Source organism: Mycolicibacterium septicum DSM 44393 (genome assembly GCF_000455325.1).
GTDB classification, from domain to species: Bacteria; Actinomycetota; Actinomycetes; order Mycobacteriales; family Mycobacteriaceae; genus Mycobacterium; species Mycobacterium septicum.
The window spans coordinates 2428869-2448914 of record NZ_HG322951.1 but is presented as its reverse complement, the minus strand read 5'-3'; the positions used below and the strand labels follow the sequence as shown (position 1 = coordinate 2448914).

Sequence of the window (20046 nt, the reverse complement as noted above, 5' to 3'; positions counted from 1 at the left end):
CGGAGAGACGCTGACGGTGCGGACCTGCTCGCTCAGAGCCATCGCCAGTCGATCCTTAGCTTCTTGCCCTCAACAGGACGGCTGAGTTCCTTTACAAGCTCCGCAAGGAGAGTCTCGAGCTGCGCCACTCGCTCAACCTCGACCGTGTGTTCCTGGCTCGCGCGTCTTTCAGTCTCCCGCTGTGCCTCTTCTTGCTGACGACGGAACTCCTCCTCCTGTTCGCGCAAGCGACGCTCGCGGTCGGCGGCCTCCTGCTCGCGCCGTCTGAGTTCCTCTTCCTGCTCGCGTCGAAGTTGATCCTCTTGCGCACGACGCGCCCGTTCCTGCTCGGCTGCGGGATCGTCGTCGGGCGGGGTTCCCTTGCCACGTTGGTCGACGAGAATTTGCGTGAACTCGTGAGCTGCCGCGGCAAGCGCGGGGGCCAGGTCGACATGCATCTGGTCGGCCTCGGCGGCGCTCCGCAACCCGGCAAGTGCGGTGACGACCCGCTCGCCCGTCAAGCTGGGAAGTTGGTTGAGGAGCTGCCAATTGGCACCTTGAAGAGCCGCCGCAACGTCCGCTGCGGAGGCCAGTGACCGGGCGAGGGGTTGAAGTTCATCGGGAAGGTCGAACTCGGCGATCACCCGTATCCGGTCGACGTGGTCGACATCGCGCAATGCCTCGACAACGTCCCGAGCGCGACGGGCGGTACCCAGGCGCGGACTCACATCTCCTAGGCCGAGCACATCACTGTGGGCTTCCAGCGCGCCGACAAGGTCAGTCGCGCCCCGATCGAGTTGGCGCACCTTTGTCGCCAATTCGTCCCCGAGTCGCTGCACTGCACTGCTAGAGAGATGGTGCTCATTGGCGCCCATGCCAAAGATCGCCTTGACCCGCCTAAGCGCGTTGGTCCAATCCTCTTGGCTCGGGAGGACTGGCTCCCGGAGGGTGATGTCGTTGGCCAATCCGCCGATTCCGGGCGACCCTGCCGGCGACCCGTGGCGGAGGAGTTGCCTGTCGGTGAGCGCCACCCACGCGAGAATCAACAGATCCTGGGCATCGGCAGTCATGCCGGTGGGCGCAAGCGCGGCTCGCAATGTGCCGACGGTCGGGTCACCGCTGGCGAGGGCCTTGGTGAAGGCGTCATGCCACGCGAAGCGCACCGTATCCAGAACGTAGGTGACTTCACTCAGGGTGCCGACCCCGTACGCATCGACCACCCTCCGCACCTTGCCCGCAGTGTTCCTCTCAACGGTGTCGATGCGGCCGCCTTTGACCATCGCCTCACGAGCTAGGTCGAGCACGGCGGTGAACTCAGCCCTGCGGACCTCGTCAGTACCTCGATCGACGTTGGGATGCTTCGCAAAACGCGCATCAAGGCCGCCGCCGAGGACCGCGACAACAGCGTCGGCGAAGGAAGGTGAAGACGGCTTCTGCGGGTCGAAGTCAGGCGCAAGTGTGACGAACGTGTTCCCTTCCGGCACCCGCTCCCCGAGATGGTCGTCAGTCGCCGCGTCAATGCCGTAAGACTGGCGCAACGCGAGCACGATCTGGTCGCGCAGCGAGTCCCGTTGGTTGGCGAGCTGACGCCGGGCGGGTTCTCGGTCGTTTACCGGTAGAGACGTCGAATACTGGTCGAACCGTGCCCCGGTCAACAGGTAGTCGAGGACGACAAGCTTGCCGATGTCATCCATGCGGGTGGCGGTCAGGAAGTGAGGCAGCCACGCGATCGTGTCGCTCTCCAGACCATCCTGCTTGAGTTGCACGAGGCGAAGCACGTCGTCAGATGGCGGGTGGCCGGCATCATCAAACGGAAAGTCGACGACAAGCTTCCAGCGTCCATCCGTCGCTAGCAGCGCAGCATCCGGAAGTGCGCGTGCGTCACGGACATTGCCGAAGACGACGTCGACCTCCCGCTTCTGACCGCGCCATACGTGCGTCAACGAATACTCGCTACCCAACACGCCCGTCAGAGAAGCACCCACCTGCTCGGCGAGCAGGCGCCGCAGCAGGCCGCGCCGGTTCTCGTGGGTGTCCTCGTTCTGGACGTGGACGAGAACCGAGTCATAGTCGACACCAGACAGTTGCAAGGTGATGACTGGGTCACTCGTCTGCGAACCGACAGTGATCTCACCGAACTCTGCCCGCCAGTCGCGTGCAAGCGCGACGACCTGGACCGCTTCATGGCCAGGAATCATCGAGACCACGGTGCCGAAGTTGAGCGCCGCCAACTTCGAGGCGGTGAGATCCTTCAGCGAGGCTGACCCAGGGGCGATGGCCGCAACGAGAAGCGTCTTGGCAAGCCGGTCGTCACGACGAAAGGCGTGGTCCCGGGCCAACCGCTTCGCTTCCACTTCAGTGAGGCTGTGCCTGTTCAGGAGATACGGGCGCATCTTGCGGGTGTAGAAGGTGCGCGCAACACGGAACAGGTTCTTCATGTCGTCGGTCAGCGGCTCGGCATCGCCAAGCACGACCACGTCGAAGAGGTCTCCGACCGGGATGACGTCACCGACGGTCAACTCGTCACGACCCCGCGACAGCAACTCGCTCATGATCTTCAGCGCGGTGCGTTCTCGCTGCATGATCGACGAGAGCGCGACCATCGCATCCACCAGAGCGGGTGAGAACGGGTAGACCTGCTCGAAATCGACTGCGGCGGAACCAGCTTCGTCGGTGAGCAAGTGCTTGAAGGCCACCGGGTTCGCGCGCACGCGAGCGACGGCGGCGGCAAGGGCATCTCGCCCAGTCTCGGCAGTCGGCTCCAACAGTCGTTTGTGCACGATCTGAGGAAGGTTGGCCGCAGCCAGGGTGATCTTCTCGAACCGGCCCTCCCACCATTGAAACGAGTCATCCAGCGCGACTTGCTCGGCGCCAACCGCGCCACCGCCCAGAAAGTCCTTCAGATTGCGCTGACGAGCAACAAAAGACGCCAACGGAATCGGCAGTGCACCGATGCCCGTCTCGACGAGCTTGGCAACCTTCGAGGTCTCGGTCTGAATGAAGGCGGTGTCTCGCAAGTGGTTTGCCAGCCACAGCACAAGTTCGTCGAGGAAGAGCACAACCCCCTCGTAGCCGAGGCCCTTGGCGTGCTCGGTCATCGCTTGGAGACCGTCCGTCATCTCCAGCCAGGTCCCGGTGTTCTCAAAGGCTGGGAAATACGTACGAACAAGATAGGCGACCACACGCTGACGGTCGGCGTCTCCTGCTGGTTTGACCCGGGCGGCGTCATACAAGTCAGGCGTCAAGGTGGCGGCGAACGTGCCCCAGCCAGACGAACCCGAGCCGCTCGCCTCAAACCGAGCGAAGAACTGCTCGTCGCCGAGCTGCGAACGCAACTGATCGGCGTTCTCGAACAACGAATCCGAACGGTGCAACACCGGAGCGGGCGCGTCGGGATACCGCTTCTTCATGGTGGCGAGGTAGCCACCGAAAAGGGCCGACTCGAAGGATTCCGCCCCGATGAGGTGGTAGTCGATCGCGAGCAGTTTGCGGCTGAGCAGTGCCTCGTGCTTGGCGACCTGGGCTTGGAGTCCAGGAAGTGCCTTAGCCTGCGCGTTGCCAGAAAGCAGCAGATGCATGACCGCCATGTAGTGCGACTTACCGGATCCGAACGAGCCGTGGATGAAAGCACCCTTGGACGAACCGCTCGACAGGGTGGCCTCGACCAGCGTCAGCCCCTTCTCGAACGACTCCGCGATCGACTCGGTGACCACATAGTCAGCGAGCGTTTGAGACGCGGCCTCTTGCGCGCGGTGGATCTGGAGGACGAAGTCGTCGTCATGGACGGCGAGCGGGATGTCGATCGCGTCCCGCAACGGCAATGACAAGTCGGTCATCTGGACGCCCTCCGTCCACGGGTCGCGGCCGGCGGCGTCGATGCCGTCACCTGATCGCGCGTCTTCTCCATACGGGCAAGGTACTGGTCAACGACGCCCGCGATGACCGCGGCCGGGCTGGCTCCGAACTGCGGCTCGATCTCCGAGTGCCACTGCGCCAGCCAGGGTTCCAACTCCACCAGCCCCGCCACCAGCGGCACCAGGGCGGCATCGTCGGCGCCGAGCGCCTGCTGTGCAGGAATCTCACGGGCGAGCGCCAGCGCTTGGTCGCGATGGGACCAACCGGCCCAGCCGAGCACCGGCGTCGGGTCGCCTTCTCTCGCGACGGCCGGGTAGGCGATGAAGCGTTCCTTCGGGACATCGAGCTTGCCTCGGGCCTTCCAGTACGTCGCCTTCGCGAAATCGCCTTGGCTGTACTTCGGGGGCACCGGGATGGTCACCTTCTCGCCAGCGTCCTCTCGCCGCTGCAAACCCCAAACCTCCTGCCACACCCGGTATTTCTCAATACCTGCGGGCTTGTACCGGTAGGCAGCCAGGAACGGCACCGCCTCATCTGCAATCAAACCTCCGATCACGGCGGCAAGATCTGGCTCAGCAGTGCCGGTGAGTGCACGAGAGAGTTCCTTGAGCACCGTGTCTGCACGGAGCAAGTCAGCGAGGTCGGCCACCGACCTAGCGATTGGCCCCTGCGGGTCCTGCCAAAGCACTGGATCCTCAAGCCGGTCAAGGATTGCAGCTTGCAGAGCCCCTGTGCGCTGCGTGTCCCATGCGGTGGTGGCCCAGCGGCGCTTGAACTCCGGCTTCTCCAACAATCGAATGGACTTGTCGGATTTTATCAAGTCAAGCCGACGCTGTACGAGGGCCTTGTAGTCCTCCGGCCACGAGTCGGGCAGTTCAGTGATCGGAGTCGAACCATGACGCTCGAACCAAGCCGCCTCCTCAATACCATCGTCGACACGACGGGCAAGGTCGATCTCAAACGCCCGCTGGCCCAACGAAATCCCGTCGATCGCGGAGCCGGGGTACGTGAGGTCGGCATCAATCAAGCCATAAAGCCGGTAGACCCCCCAATCCAACTCCTCCTGCTCGAAAAACAGTCGCTCCCGAAGCCGACGCCACTCGGCTTCCGCCATCAACAGCGCATCGATAAGACTAACCGTCTTCTCGGCGGACCAGGTCTCGACCAACGCCGCCGGTGTGGTGACGCATAGCTGTCGCGCCAGAGTGTCGAGCGTCCTCGGGCGGTCTAGAAGCAACTTTGAAGGGAGCGGAACGCGCGCCACGTTTGTACTGTTGAAGGCGTACGTTCGCAGCCAAGGCGTGTCCGCGTCACCGCCCTTTTTCTGAGCAACCTGCTTGAGCCAGAAACACACCGTCGAGGAGTTCAGGACCCCCAGCAGCTCTAAGTGCTCCTCCTCGGTCGCACCGGCCGCGAGCTTGATCGCTGGCGCTGTCTGCTTGAATACCTTCCCTCCGCGGTCTAGGACAAAATGGTTGTGCGTCGCAATTTCAGCGAAGGTGATTGCTACAGATGCTCGCGCAGACCAACGCGTGAACTGCATGTATTCGGTCCAACGGAGGCCAGCATCCGCCATCTTCCCTTGGAAAGTTCGCCGGTCGGCCAAAGGCGTTCGCCACGGCCAGAGGTGGCAATCCAACGCGGTGCTAGGACTCAGATCGCTCTCGTAAGGAAAAACAATGGCCTCGGTCCCCTTCATAGCGAAGTCTCGCAGGTTCTCGCCAACGACGAATGCGCGCATGTAAGGAGTAATCTGTTGCTCTCTAGCGAGAAGCCTTGAGCGCATGAATACTTCGTCTGCACCGGCCCGGATTGCACCGCCTACTCCCACGTCGAGCATATTCTCCAAGCGTTTCGCGGCGGCAACTTCGATCGCAGAGAACACATCACTCGCTCCGCCCCCACTGAGAGACCAAGGGTGGGTTGTTAGGAGAGCGCGATCGAGGTCTAGAACGGTGACATAGTCGCCGTCGAATCCCGGTCCCTCAAGGTGCTCGCTGAGCTCAGTCCATACCGGACCCGTCGCCGGATTATCGAGCTTCCCGGGGTCGTCCCGTTTCCCAAGCACTGCCCGCACAGACTGAGAAACCGGCCTGCGACGCCGGCCAAACAGGATCACCGTCGGAGTGCCGTCAAAGTTGTGTCCGGGCATCCAGGCACCAGAACTGTCGATTACCGCGGTCAGGTCGACTGGATTGCCGATGTCGTGGCCGGCGAACAGGTACTCGATGAGCTTCTTGCCGAACTCGCGCTTCATGAATGAGTTCGAGGTGATCTGCCCTACGTAACCAGCCCCCTGGCCCTGCTCGCCTCGAATCGCCAGCCGGAACAGTAACTCCATAAATGGGACGGACAGAGCGTACTGCCGCACGGCCGTCTCATAGGCGATCCGGTACAGCGCGTTGAGCGCTTTGTCCTTGGGGGTGATGTACGGCGGGTTACCGACAACGACGTGGTACTGACCTGGCTGGAGGATGCCGAAGTACTCGTTGAGGTCCTCGGTGTCATAGCTGAACGCAGGCCCAGCTTCGTCGTCATCGAAGTCGAAGGTCTGATCCAGGCTGCCTCGGACACCAAGAAGGGAGTCACCGATGGCAAGCCGGAAACCCATCGGAGGCACACCTACCAGGGAGCGTTCTCCGGTCGCCTTCAAGCCGGCGACGGTAAGGCGGAACCGTGCGATCGCTACTGCGAAGGGGTTGATGTCGACACCGTTAATCGACGCCATCGCACGACGCACCCGCTCCTTGGCGTCGAGACCGGGCGCAGCTTCAAGCCATGCTTGGTTGAGTCGCTCAAACGCCCCGAGCAGGAAGTGGCCGGAGCCGCAGGACGGGTCGATGAGTTTGAGCCCGTCGAGTCCGAACTCCGCGACCGCTGGGGTCAGCGTCTGGTCAAGGATGAATTCCTCCACGAACACCGGCGTCTGCAAAAGTGCGTAGGTCTTCTTGGCGTGCTCGGAGAGGTCTTGGTAGAGGTCGCCGAGGAATCGGGTCTCCAGGTTGGAGTCGGTGAAGTCGTGAACCAGGGTGCCCTCGTCTTTCGTGCGACGCCAGAACGCGATTAGCGCCGTCGCGGACTCCGGGCTGATCTCGGCCTTCCACACGGGGTTGTGCTTCACGTCGACTAGGGCAGCGCCAGCAGGCTGCGCAGCGAGCACGCCGAAGCCGTGCTGGAGCCAGTGACGACGATTGTGAGTGGGGTTGTCGCGGAAGTACGCGGTGAGGTTCTCCTCTGCGCGCTGCACCCGATCACCGGGGCCGGCGATCCAGCCGACCGCTGTCGGCAGTCCGTCGATCTTGGCGCCGACGACTAGGTCGTTGTCCTCGCAGAAGCGCAGGAAGGTCGTCGAGACGATCCACGCGACGGCGGCTTGGTCGACTTCGTTGTCGCGCCAGTCCACCCAGGACCAGCCGGTGCGCTCACGGCGGAAGGCTTCGGCGTACTCCTCCTTTAACCGCACGCCCCAGGCGTTCGACGGGTCCTCTGCGCGCTGCTTCAGGTCAGCTTGAAGGAGCTTGAGCTGGCCCTTGAGGTCGGCGAGGAGGGTGGACGAGTTGATCACTTTCGGGCTCCTGGGGTACTGCGAGTGAGTGCGGGCTCCGTGAGCAGCGAGAGGTCTGCGGGCAGCTCAACCCAGCCACTTGGACCGAGCGGCACGGGCTTGCCCTCCAGCAACGGGACAGCCTGGTTGCCCTGCTTGGCGACGAGCAGCCAACGGGCCGCGGGGCGCGGCGTGCCCACATCGAGCAGAGTTGAGAGCAGCCCAGCCATGCCGTATCGGACAAGGGGGCCAGCATTGAGGATGAGTAACGGCTTGGCGCTTGCGCGCCTTTCCTCCCAGTTCGGTATCACTGCCTGCTGCACAAGACCGACGAGTATCGACCAGTCCTCGCTGCCCTTCTGCTTGGCATCTGCGCCGAGAACGACCTCCCAGCTTGCTCCGCCCTGTTCGGCGAGTGCGCGCGCCGCATTCACGACAAGTGACGCGACATCGAGCACTTCGACGCCGTACCGCTTCGGGAGTTCGTGTGCCGCCTTCACATATCGCTTAGGTGGCGTGGTCAGAGTGAGTGCGCCGTTGCGTGAGAGCGACTCTTCCAGCTTCGTCGCCGCCTCGGCGACATCGACCGGCGCAAAGACTGTGAGGCCCGTGCCGGTACGGGTGGTAGACCGCGCCTCGGAAGCCAACTCGTAGACGCCGTTGCGGTTCACCACCCCGGGCAGCACCGCAGAGACGAGAGCGTCGAGTCGATGCGACGCGGCCGGGAGCTCTACTTGCGGGAAACGAGCAGCCACGCTGCGCCTGACGGAGGACTCGCTGATGCGCCGGCCAGGTTTCCCGCGTAGTGCCCGCTCCGCCGCCTGCTGTGGATCGAGATCGACTGGGTACAGCTCATCGAATCCCGAGACTGCAGCCTTCGTCGAGATAGAGGCAGCCAGGGTGAGCAGTTGACGGCCGGTCAGGACGGTTAGCGTCGAAGCACCAGATTCGGTCACGATGTCGCACAGGGCTGCGTTCGCAGTTGCGCAGGGAACGACACCGCTCACGACGAGTTCATCGGCTCTGCGTCCCAGCTCGATAGCCGTCTCCGTCAGGATGTCGGCTGGCGGGAACTCTTGCCCTGACTCGTCAGGGTCCGCAGTTTCGCGTAGGGCAATGACATCCGCGCGCTTGCCGATGCCTCGCCGAAGTTCCAACGTTGGCTCGGGCATGCGCGCATCGACCTCATAGGCCGAGCGCAGCAGGGCCGCTCCTTGCCGGAGTCGCTCCTCCCCGTCGAGCAGGGAACCGCGTTGGGCAACCAAAGCGTTCGCAAGGGACGTCACCGCCATCACTCGACCGCCGCGGGCGAGGAGGGTGGCTGCTTCAGCGATCACGCCGTCGATGGCAGGGCCGACCTTCTTGCCCCACGTCGTGACTGCTTGGTCCACGGCATGCGCGACCCGGTCGCGAGTAATCCCAAGCGATTGGGCTGTGTCCCCCGTGGACGGCCATTCGCCTGGAGCCACCCCGCCCGCCAGCCCGAGGAGTCGCTCGATCACAGTCAGCTCTGCACCCTTGAGCTGGCCCAGAAGCAAGGAGACGAGTCGCTCTGTGCCCATCGGCTGATCAGCGGTGACCTCTCCCGCACCGCTGAGCCGTGAACGCCAGCCGCGAATCCTCGCCTGAATCTCCTTGCGGAAGGTCTCCCCAAGACCGCGAATCGAGTTGATCCGGGTCGGGTGAACACCCAGGAGTTGCCCCACAGTCGCCACCTCGAGCCGCGAGACGGCGGACAACGCCCGAGCGGACAGACCCGCGCGCTCCAACGGAGTGTCGAGCGTGGCAGCGTCGGCGAGGTCGTCGCTTCCACCCGCGCCGTCCTCCTCCGTGTCGAGGGCAGCGAATACGCCCTGCCAAGCGACTGCCAACTCATCGGCACTGCTGAACCTAGTTCCTGCGCCCGGGCTGAGAGCACGTTGGAAGAGAGCAGTGAGTTGAGTCGCGACGGCTGGCTCGAAGCTCGTCGGCTCGATGATCGGCGGGTCGCTGGGATCGGCGGGGCGTCCCGCACCCTCGCCCCACCACGGCAGCTGACCGGTCGCCATCTCGAAGAGGGTGATCGAGACAGCCCACAGCTCGGCCGCGCGGTCGTACTTCTGGCGCCGACCACGGCCGAGGTAGGGGTCGAGATAGCTCGGCGTTCCAGATGCCGTGTTGTCCACGCTCTCGCTTGCTAGCGAGAAGTCGAACAGAACCAGAGACGGCCTTCTAGTGCCGGGATCCGGGGTGATGCCCAAGTTGGCCGGCTTGATGTCTCGGTGGAAGACACCCTGGGACTCCAGGTAGATCATCGCTTCCAGCAACTGGCTGCCGTACTGCTCAAGTTGGCCCACCGTCGCCCGACCCTCTTTGGACAGCCGCGTGGCCAGGGTTTCCTTGCCGGCGTCGGTGAGCAGAAGTGCGCGTCTGTCCCCGACGTCGAGCGGGCCTGCGACGAGTCGCACCACCCGGCGGTGGTCGAGTGCTCTCAGCGCGTCGGCTTCGAGCGAGAGCCTGCGCCCCGCTGACTCAGTGCGAGCGACCTTGAGGACGAGCTCGCGGCCGGGGTCCTCGGAGTCGATGTCCTGGACGGCGAGTGCGACTCCGCTGGAACCTTCACCACGACGGCTGGTGACGATGAAGCGGTCGGCGACGATGTCGTCCTTCTGCGCGTCGACGGGGTCGTCCACCGGTGTCGGGTCGTCGACTTGGTCCCCTCGACGAAGCTCGTCGCTCGCGACCCGAAGGAGTTCCAGCACTTCCTCAATGGTCGACAATCGTTCTGATTCGACAGAGCGGGTCGCCATCGCAATGACGTCGGCCACGCTGTCGGGCATGCCCGGCGACGCCGCGCGCGGGTCATGTGCGCCCGCCTCCGACAGCCGCTGCTCCAGCTCGACAATCGTCTCGGCGGGTGGCCTCCCCGTCAGGAGGAGATAGGCAAGGACTCCGAATCCGTAGACGTCGAGCGGAATCGGCGGGAGTCCTTCGACGGAATGGCGGGCCTCCGGTGCGAGCCAGATCCAGTCGTCCTGGTCGGCCACTCCCATGAGGTCGTCAACCCCTGCACTGATAGCGGTCAGGCGGGAGACGTTGCGGGTCGAGCTGTCGCGCTGGGCGAAGTACCAATCACGGATCGTGAGGGTCGGCAGGGCGTCCTTGACGGGGGTTGCCCACACACGGCGTGGCGACAGCGCCCGGTGCCGTAGATGAACGTTGTGGGCGAACCGCAGAATCTCGCCCAACCGGATCACCAACGCGATGCGCTGGTCAAGATCCAGCTCGGCGCCCTCGCCCGCGATGTACGCGTCGAGCGGGAGTTCCTGAGCGTCATGCTCGAACACCAAAGCCGGGCCGTCATCGGTTCGCTTGAAGTCGATCGGTACCGCGATGCCGCCGTGCCGCAGTCCCTGGGTGAGCTGGAACTCGCGCTGTGCAAGCTGCTCGATGTGCTGGCGGTCGGCAGGCGATGCCGTCGCCGGCACGTCGTACAGCCGCAGTCGGCGCTTGACGTCGGGCAACGCCGGGAGATTGACGAGCACGTCCTGCCAATCTCGTCCCTGCGCTATCGGCTCGTCATCGGCAACGACAAAGTCGCCGACCATCCGGACCTTGGGCGTCGGAGTGAATCCGACTGCGTCGCAGAGCGAGCGAACTTGCCTTGCTCGCTGGAGGTCGATCGGCTGGCGGAAGTCGTGTGGCGGCTGGGCAAGGAAATCGGAGAATTTCAGGAGGCGGGGCTTGGAGTTGACGCGGTATCCGTCGAGAGTCAGCACCCCGATGTCGCCCGGAGCCGCGATCTCGACGGTGCTGCCCTCCCCGTGCATGACCACGACGGCTTGGATGCGCGGCAACATGGCCCTGGCAGATTGGTTCGGCGCTCGATCTTGAAGGAGACCCTTCAACCACTTCGCCTTGCGGTCAGCAGCCAATCGTGGGTTCTCGACGTTGCGTTGGCCTTGGTTCCAGCGCTGCGAGTTTCCGCGGATCGTGCCGTGCCAACCCTTGAGTTCGACGAGGTACATCCCCTGAGCCGTCAGCAGGAGTACATCGACCTCGGCGGTGCGTCCTTGGTCGTTGATGAAGGTCAGGTTCGCCCAGGCTGTGGTGATGCCATCTTCCGGCAGAACCTCACGGAAGGCATCGAGCGCGGCCGCCTCAGCAGGGCTCGCCGGCTCGCCCATGACCTTCCACAATGGAGAGTCATGCTTCATCGCCGCCCCGCTTTAGGCGCGCGCGGGCGCGATCCAAGCACCAGTGGCGAACACAACCGCTTCACCCGGGAAACCTTATCGGCGGGGGCGACAGAATAGGGATAACCCAGCAGAGTGTCGATGAGCGTCGCATTTAGTTAGCTATCGCAGGATCTGGCACCCAGACGTGGCGCGTGACGCCGTGGTCTTCCTCGTTAGCGCGTCCACCGAGCTCAATAGTGATCAGCTCGTCACCTTCGTATGCCGGGCTGAGTTCGAGGGTTAAGTAGTCGAACAGTTCGCGTTCGTGGACGGCGACGATGACTTGCCGCTCGTTCTGTTTCGCAAGGAGGCGGATGAGGCCAGCAAATTGTGCGACGTGGACTTCGTCCATGGCCTGCACCGGGTCGTCAAAGACGAGGCACGGGACGATGGGTTCGACCGCGAGATGGAGCGCGAGAAATAAGGAGAGCGCGGCGGTGTTCAGATTGCCCGCAGACAGCATCATCTGCGGCGGGCCGCTGGCTTCGCCGTTTCGGTGGGTTGTCTCCAACGTAATGTCGAATGTCTTCTTGGTAGCGCTTGGGATACCGAAGCTGGGGATGAAGCCTTCGCTCGGGGCGAGTCTGGTGAACACGGCCTTCCAGACTTCGTTGAGGGACTCAGTGAAGACACGATGGACGATATTGCTGCGTGCTTGCGTTGCGGCTTCGTGGACATCCTTCGCCACTACTTGTCGCCTCTTCGATTCAGTGACACGGTCGTCCCACTGCTTCTTGTGTTCGGCGAGGTCAGCGAGATGCTGAACAATGGCGGATTCGCGTTTGATGGCAGCTGCGAAACCTGCTGCTTCGGTGTCGAGGGTCCGTCGCCGGTTAGCGACATCGGAAAGGCGGGCGACTTCTGCCTCGGCCCGGTCGAGTAGTTCAGTCGACATTGTGTGGAACGAATCGAACGCCGGGGACACCTTTATCTGGAGTCGGGCCGCGTATCTGGCAAGTTCGCTGCCGATGTGGCGCTCTTCTGATGACGCCGACTCAAGGCTGTCGAGTGATTGCCGCAGGTCATTGACACGCTGGGTGAGGTCCGCGCCGTGGGATTTAGCAGCCTCGATCTCGCCGACCTGCGCGGTGAGATCGACAAGTGTTGCGTGGCGTTGTTCGAGGGCCAACCGCTGGTCGGCGGGCAGGAGTTGGACCGTGAGCTGCGTGTAATCAGTTCCCGCCCGCGTGACCCGTGCCGCTAATTGGTCGCGCTCGTTACGAAGGTCGATGAGCTGCTGTCCGTGTGTGGTGAGCTCGGCAAGTTTCGTTTCGACGTGCGCGATGAGACTGTGGGGGCCGGTTTCCGTGAAGTTGCGGTCGCAAACCGGGCACACGTTGCTGTTGTCGATGACGGTACTGAGCGCGGCCAGGCTCTCGATGAGAGCACTCGAATGCTCACGAGCATCGGCGAGTCGCGTCTGAAGCTCGTCCAACTCATTTCGGTCAGCGGCCAGTTGAGTGCTGACGACTTCGGCCCTTGCGCGAATGTTGGAGTCATTTTCCAACTCCTGGAGGGCAAGGCTCGAAGCGCGCTCGACAGCGATGCGTGGTTCGCTGCGCGTGTCCGCACCTGCGGCTTGGGCGGCTGCTTCCCACGCCCGGGCCTTTGCCCCTTCCGCGCCCTCCCACGCCTGTTGATCGGCGGTCGCAGCCTCCACCGCAGCGCGGGCTTCCTGGATTCGTTGCGTCGTCGCGCGTTCCGTCAGCGCTGAGATGCGACCGCCCAAGGCGATGATTTCCTGGTGGAGTTTCGCGGCAGCCACAGCGTCGGCACGAGCGGTTTGGTCATTGAGTGCCGACCGGATGAACCCGAGAAGATCACTATCAGTCATGCCGTCAGCCGTGTTCAAGTGGAGTCCGACGATGGCCTCACGGACCGCGACCCGCGCGGTATCGACCTCAGTCCGAGCCTTGGCGCGCTCGGCGCTCTGTTCGTTGAGTTGCGTCGCCGCTACCTTCGCTTCGCGGTCGGCTTCGTCAACGCCGATTGCGAGCTTCTTCAGGAGCCTGAGGTCATGTGCGTCGCTAAGCCCGTCGCGCAGGGCGTCCAGCTTCTCAAGGCCGAGCAGCTCGTTCACGAACTTTTCGAGTGCGGTCTGTTCGTTTCGCTCTCTGGCTTGATACAAGTCGAGCAGGCGTCCGAGAGACGACTGGTCCAAGTAGCACCGCTCAGAGTAGAAGTTGGCGGCTTCGCTGCTAAACGCCGGAGTGCCCTCTAAACGGGCTCCGTTCACTGTCAAAGGGACGCCGGGAGTGTCCGCCTGGAGGTAGTCGGCGACGTCGACTCGAACTGTTGCATAGGACTGACCGAAGAACGGCAGATGTGCTCGGTAGCGATCGGATTGTCGTTCCATGCTCCGGATGTGGCCAGTCAAGGCGAGCTCGAGCGCAGAGAGGATGCTTGTCTTGCCTGTGCCGTTCGGGCCGTGAATAAGGACGACTGGGGCATCGAACGGCAGATCACGTGTGCCTTCGATACAACGAAAGTCGGAGACCATCAAACGTCGGATCGGAACGTCACTCATCGTCGTCCTCGATCTCGTCAGTCCATCCCGCTCCCTCGTTCGCGTATCGGCGGAGCGCCTCTCTTACTGCGCCAGAGCCATCGGCCGCCGCCTCGATGAGCGCGATATGGTCCGGTGTTGTTTTCAGTGGACCGAGCGCCGCCATCACCTCGTCGGCCGGATCGCCGCCGCGGACCAGGTCCGGACTCGGCAGTTTGAGCGGCAGCAGAACAGCGACAGCCGCTTCTATTTCGGTGACATCGGGCGTTGCAGACGCGATGGGAAGGACGCGGACATACCGCTCCAGTTCGTTTCGGTCAGATGCAGCGACGCCGCCAACGATCACAAGACTCATGGGTCGGCGCGATGCGGCTGTGTCAAGAGAACGGGCCAAACCTGCGACGAGACGCTGCAGACGCCGGCGGGGAACTTGACCGGTTGCGACCAGAACCAGGTCATGGGAGTTGCCGGTCCCGCGAGCGGCGGCGTCGAAGTCGAACTCTGTACCGGCCACTGTTAGTGGCTTCGGAAGACGTTCGAAACCGGCGTTCTCCAGCACCGTGAGGACTTCTTGAACGCTTGTCATCAGAACCCTCCTGCCAGTCTAAACGCCTCATACAGATCATCGACCGAGTCTGTATCGCTGATGCTCGATGCGACACTGAAACGACCAGGGCCGATTTTGCCGTCACGCCCGAAGCGGGGTTTTTGGGGACCGGGTGAAGCGAGGAGACTCCTCATCGGCGATCACGATCAGCACATTCTCATCGCCGTCGTCGAACGAGCCCTGTAGTTCAAGTTTGGTTGACGTCGTGGCGTCCTTGACAAGAAACACCCGAGCATCCTGTTGGCCGGTGACCAGTCGAACCACACCATCGCCGGGATCCTTGCTATTGCCCGGCACGGCCAACCAGTCTCCGGTTCTCTGCCCGACAGGCGTGTCGAACACGGTTTGTGAATGGTGTCGGTGATGATGGGTGCGATGCCCGTGAGGTGAGGGGAGTCCCGGGATGGCTGGTGATTCGGCTGATGGTTGGACCCTTCATTTCTACGACTTTCAGCAGCGGTTCGTCTCGGTGGAGGACGTCGTTCCGGGGGTGGGTGATGTCGAAGCCTGGGCGAAGCGCAATGGTGTGCGTGATGGCACTCCGTTCTTTCTGGACCCGTGGGGCCGGGCGGATGCGTTGGTGAACGCCTACTGGCGGGATCCGCTGGTGCGGGGACGGGCAACGGGGACGTTGCGTCGTTACGCGCTGTCGTTGAAGGTGTGGCTGGATTTTCTGCACGCGGTGGGCGTTCGGTGGGATCAGGCGTCGCGGTCAGAACTGGCTGCGTTCAAGGAGTGGCGTTTGTCGGCTGAGAAGAACCCCCGGCAAGTGAGTCCAAATAGTTTCTGTGTCGATCGCGCGGCGATCCGCAGTTTCTATTCGTGGGCGGCCGAGCAGCACGGAATTGACAACCCCGTCCGAGCCCGCGTGATTGCTACGTCGTGGATGGGCGGTGGCCACGTCGTGTTGGAGAGCACTCCCTCCGGGATGCGCAGGGCTGACGTGAAATGGCTTACTCCACAGGCATTTCGGTTGTGGCGGAACCTGGGGTTGCGTGGTTTTACGATGGAGGGCGTGCCGCGCCACGATTGGCGGGGCGCGACTGAGGATCGCGACATCGCGTTCGTGGAGGGGTTGTTCGGGACGGGTTTACGAATCGGCGAGTGGTCCAGCATGTTGACTATAGAGGTGCCCAAACCGGGCTCTGAGGGGCTTATGCGTTCGCGGGTGGCTTCTCATTGCGCGAAGGGTGGTAGCGGGCGGGCGTTCTGGATGCGGCGTCGCGTCGCCCAGCAAGTGCACTTCTATCTGGAGGAAGGTAGTCGCACTGCTGCCATCGCCCGCGCGCAACGTGCTGGCCGGTACGGGCAGGTTACGGATCTCTGGGTCGTTGAACGGGTTCGCCGGGATGGGCAACTGGAGGTTGTAGATGAGAAGGGATCGCGTCGTATGGTCCGGCTGGACGCACTTGGGCCGTCGACGCGAATGAGGTTATTCCGCCAGGGTCGTGATGGCCTGGAGCCGATGTGGTTGTGGCTGAATGACGACGGGACACCTCGTCCCAAGCACGCCTGGTACAAGACGTTCGACCGTGCGAACGCCAGGGTCGCGAAGGCGCTCGTCCAAGTGGGCGGTACGCCGCTGTGGTGCCGTCCCCACATGCTGAGGCATTCCTTTGCGCTGCGGTGGTATTGCATCGCCACGTTCGTCGCGTGGCGCCGTACCGACATGTTGACCAAGCAGGAGCAGCGCGACTTCCGCAATCAGCTTGGTGATGTCTGGTTCCTGCTGGCGACACTTCTTGGACATCGTAGTGCCGAGGTGACACGCAGCGTTTATCTCGAGCCGTTTCAGGTGCTGCAGGTCGAGGAGCTCATCGCGCTGATGGATGCCGATGATCGGCAATCTCTTGAGCGTCTCGTCGCAGCAGTGGGTGTCGGTGAGTCTCGCGTGTTGACGGTCCCAACGTGACGGGTCACCGCGCGGCGCAGCCGGATTCGGAGTGGGAGCCTGTATTGCGGCGACGCGGGCTGATCGTGACGTTCGTCAGCGAGGACGGCACTCAGTCGAAGGACTTCGACTTCGGTTCGCTGGCGGGCGTTGACGGGATCCGCCACGATTTCGCGATCGCGTTCGAGGACGCCACTGGTGTGCTGGGCGTATCCAAGCGGTTGAGGGGCGCTGGCGCGCTGTGGCAATCTGCCCGGCACGCCTGCTGCTGGCTCGCCGAAAACCGGCCAGCATTAAGGGGGCTGACAGACTTATCAGCGTCGGATGCCCGGCTCCTCGCCTTGTCGTGTCGGGTACCCAGCGGTCCTGGCCCGTTGCATAGCCTGAGGACTCTGCTGCGTTGTAGTCCTGTCGTCTCCGATGAGGCACGGCAGGCGTTCACGCGCGTGCGTCACCCGAAGACGAACACGGCACGCCAGCCCTATTCCACCGATGAGCTTCGCCGCATCACCGTCGTTGCGCGGGGAATGGTGCGGCGGGCGCGTACCCGGCTGAAGACTCATTGGCAGATGGTCGACGACTATCGTGCGGGACGGCTCGATCACCTCCCCCGCACGGACCCCAATCGTAGTCTGGCCGAAGTGCTCGATCACTGCGCCCGTGAGGGAGATTTTCCCCGCACCGCTTCGGGCGCAAGGGCTTACGTGACCCGGCGGGTAGCGGCCGCGGCCGGTGGATGCCGTCTTCAGTCGTTGTTGCATCTCAACCCGGGCGAGGCATGGGCATTCGGTGTTCTCCTCGCCGGACTGACCGGCCTGAACCTGTCGACGCTGGACTCGCTGCCCGCACCACACCGACGAGCCAGCAGCCCAGATGAACCCGGCATCGTGTTCGTCAACGCCGACAAGCCCCGCCGTGGGAAACGGTCGGGCATGACGGTGCCGGTGACTGCGCTACGCCCCGAACTGCGGCCACTTGGTGGGCAGAATCGGCGCGCCGCAGTGGCCAACACGTCGCTGACTACCGCGTACGGGGTCTTCATGTTGCTGTTGGAACTGACCGAACCGGCCCGCACGCTGACGGGGTCTCAGCGCGCATTCATCTATTACAGCGCCCAGCCCGACCGTGTCGAGCAGAAACTCTTCGGATACGGAACCAGCAGCAAAGGCACCGGCGTGAATGCTCGGCGGCGGTGGATGGCGCCGTGGCTGACCGGTGACGCCGAGCATGACGGCTTGCTCCTCGGGATCAGTATGGATCGGCTGCGAAAGACCTACCTGGAGCAGGTCAGAAAGCCCACATCCCACACCCAGGCCACGTTGGCTCGCTATCTGAGTCGCATGGACCCCGTGCGCAACGAGGGATTCCAGATCGTCGCCGAGGCCCTCGATGAGCAGGTCGCACGAGCACTTGCCCGACGCTCGATGACGGTGCAACCGGACACCCACGACGACGGATCCGGCCAAGACGCCGTGCTGGGCACGTGCGCTGATTTCGAGCACTCGCCGGTCGACGGTCAACGGTGCCGCCAGTCGTTCATGGCATGCCTTGACTGCAGCAACGCCCGAGCCTTCCCGCGCCACCTACCGGTGCAATTGGTCGTCGCCGACCGGCTTCGCGGCCTGCGCCAAGAGATGCCCACCGCGCAGTGGATCGCTGATCACGCGGGTCCTCTCGCGCAACTCGACGACATCTTCGCCGAGTACGAGCAGGCCCAGTTGAGCGCCGCGCGCGCCGAGATCACCGACAGCGATCACCGGACGGTCAACCTTCTGCTGACAGGAAACCTCGAAGCGTCATGACCCATACAGCTGAAGCTTTCGACGTCGTGGCAGGTGTCCACGTCGCCCCCGCAACAGAGGTCGTGATCAACCGCACCCTTCACGTCCCAGGGATTCGATGCCGATTCGGCGACCCGGTGTGGGATTTGTCCGCGGCGATCGAGGACCGCCACAGTGCAGGACAAGCCGTGCACTGGGAGGGGTTCCCAACGCCATTTCGTCACGCCTGCAAGCTCTACCTGTTCGCCCTGCTCAACATCGTCGACGACGCACCCCGCCTTGACAGTTCCCGATCGCTCTATCCGCACATCAAGACGATCTTGGGTGAGCTGGTGCCGTTGCGGAGGTTCACGACGTGGCTGGCGAAAATGGGTGTGACATCGTTCGGCCGAGTCGGCGCCGAACATCTCGATGACTATCTGTGCCACGTCACCGAGACCAGCGGCGTCAGCGCCGAATCCAAACGTTCAGCGTTACAGGCCATCAAGCGTCTGCACGTGTACCGGGATGCCCTGCCCACGCATTGCCGGCTCCCCCCGGGCCCGTTGTGGGGCGGCGCGAGCGCCCGAGGCCTCGCCAACTACGAGTCATCCTGGGGCAAACCGAACACCACCCCGCGTATTCATCCCGACATCATGGAGCCGCTACTCTCGGCAGCATTGATGGTGACCCACACGATCGCCACCGATCTACTTCCCGCAGCACGCAGCCTTCTCGCGATGCGATACCTGGCCCATCGCATCGCACCCGCCATTCGTCGGGCTCCTACTCGCACGGTGTCGGTGTTCGAGACCACCAAGCAGCAACTCGAATGCCTGCTCGCGGCACTAGGCCGCAACGACGCCTCACTTCCAGGTATCCGGACGGGCGACACGACCAGTGTCGATCTGATGGGGTTGGCCGTGGGTGGATGGCTCAACCACACCGAACTGAGGCGGATGAAAGAGACACCGGTCCTGGTAGCCAAGCATGGATTGCCGATCGAAGTGGACATGTTGCGCGCCACCACATTCAGCGCCACCGGCATGCACTGCTGGCGCGAAGCCCCCGTCGGCGCGAGTGAACTCGTCGAACTGCTGCGCCACGTCACGACTGCCTGTTTCCTCGTGATCGCCTACCTCTCGGGTGTTCGGACCGGCGAGGCACTCAACCTCCGGCGCGGCTGCATCAGCCGGGACTCGAAACTGGCGTTGACACTCATGTCCGGTCACCAGTTGAAGGCCGATGACCGGCGCCGACACCGATCACCCGCCACCATCCCCTGGGTCGTGACCGACGAAACCGCCCACGCCGTCGCCGTTCTTGAGCAGATCACGGTGAGCGATCTGCTGTTTCCGGCTTTCAACATGTGCTCCCAACAGCGATTCCTCTTCGGCGCCAACCGGACCAGAACACCCGGCTCCATCAACGCCGACATCACCAGCTTCATCGAGTGGTTCAATCGCGCGATCGCTCCAGCAGGCATCCATCCGCAGATCGGCGCCGACCCGCACGGCACAATCCAAGTGCCGCGCCTGCGACGCACACTGGCATGGCACATCGTCCGGCGGCCCGGCGGAACCATCGCCGGCGCAACGCAATACGGCCACCTGCACACACAAATGATCCAAGGTTATGCCGGCGGAGCTGATGCAGGATTCCTCGACGACATCACCTTCGAACAATT

The 20046-nt window shown here is 63.4% G+C and carries 9 protein-coding genes; 3 read left to right on the top strand and 6 right to left on the bottom strand.

Annotation, left to right across the window (positions count from 1 at the left end; genetic code table 11):
* Positions 1-32 precede the first annotated feature (32 nt).
* The 6 genes from TX88_RS11525 to TX88_RS11500 form a co-directional block, all read right to left on the bottom strand.
* Positions 33-3815 carry a DUF6079 family protein gene (locus TX88_RS11525; RefSeq protein WP_044516882.1) on the bottom strand — a complete coding sequence of 1261 codons (3783 nt, stop codon included), beginning with the start codon at positions 3813-3815 and terminating at the stop codon, positions 33-35.
* The gene (gene pglX / locus TX88_RS11520; RefSeq protein ID WP_044516880.1) at positions 3812-7399 is read right to left on the bottom strand and encodes a BREX-2 system adenine-specific DNA-methyltransferase PglX; all 3588 of its coding nucleotides are present in this window, start codon (positions 7397-7399) and stop codon (positions 3812-3814) included. The genes TX88_RS11525 and pglX overlap by 4 nt, the downstream gene beginning before the upstream one ends.
* Complete coding sequence (pglW, locus tag TX88_RS11515; RefSeq protein ID WP_162563127.1) at positions 7396-11544, bottom strand: BREX system serine/threonine kinase PglW; 4149 nt, start codon at positions 11542-11544, stop codon at positions 7396-7398. Before pglW ends, pglX begins: the two co-directional genes overlap by 4 nt.
* A 163-nt stretch (positions 11545-11707) precedes the next feature.
* Positions 11708-14122: an AAA family ATPase gene (locus TX88_RS11510; RefSeq protein WP_044516877.1), complete on the bottom strand. Its 2415-nt coding sequence runs from the start codon at positions 14120-14122 to the stop codon at positions 11708-11710.
* Positions 14115-14660 carry a hypothetical protein gene (locus TX88_RS32780; protein WP_162563126.1) on the bottom strand — a complete coding sequence of 182 codons (546 nt, stop codon included), beginning with the start codon at positions 14658-14660 and terminating at the stop codon, positions 14115-14117. Before TX88_RS32780 ends, TX88_RS11510 begins: the two co-directional genes overlap by 8 nt.
* Positions 14661-14789: 129 nt before the next feature.
* Positions 14790-15050 (bottom strand): hypothetical protein, encoded by a 261-nt coding sequence (locus TX88_RS11500; RefSeq protein WP_044516876.1) that lies wholly within the window; start codon positions 15048-15050, stop codon positions 14790-14792.
* A 61-nt stretch (positions 15051-15111) separates the two neighbouring features.
* Between TX88_RS11500 and TX88_RS11495 the strand changes: the two genes are divergently transcribed.
* The 3 genes from TX88_RS11495 to TX88_RS11485 form a co-directional block, all read left to right on the top strand.
* Positions 15112-16620, top strand: coding sequence for a site-specific integrase (locus TX88_RS11495; RefSeq protein WP_044516874.1), 1509 nt, complete (start codon positions 15112-15114; stop codon positions 16618-16620).
* Positions 16617-18401, top strand: a complete 1785-nt coding sequence (locus tag TX88_RS33295; protein ID WP_084621884.1) for a hypothetical protein — start codon at positions 16617-16619, stop codon at positions 18399-18401. The genes TX88_RS11495 and TX88_RS33295 overlap by 4 nt, the downstream gene beginning before the upstream one ends.
* The coding region (locus TX88_RS11485; RefSeq protein ID WP_044519320.1) for a site-specific integrase at positions 18398-20046 on the top strand (1649 nt) is incomplete at its 3' end. The genes TX88_RS33295 and TX88_RS11485, both read left to right, overlap by 4 nt.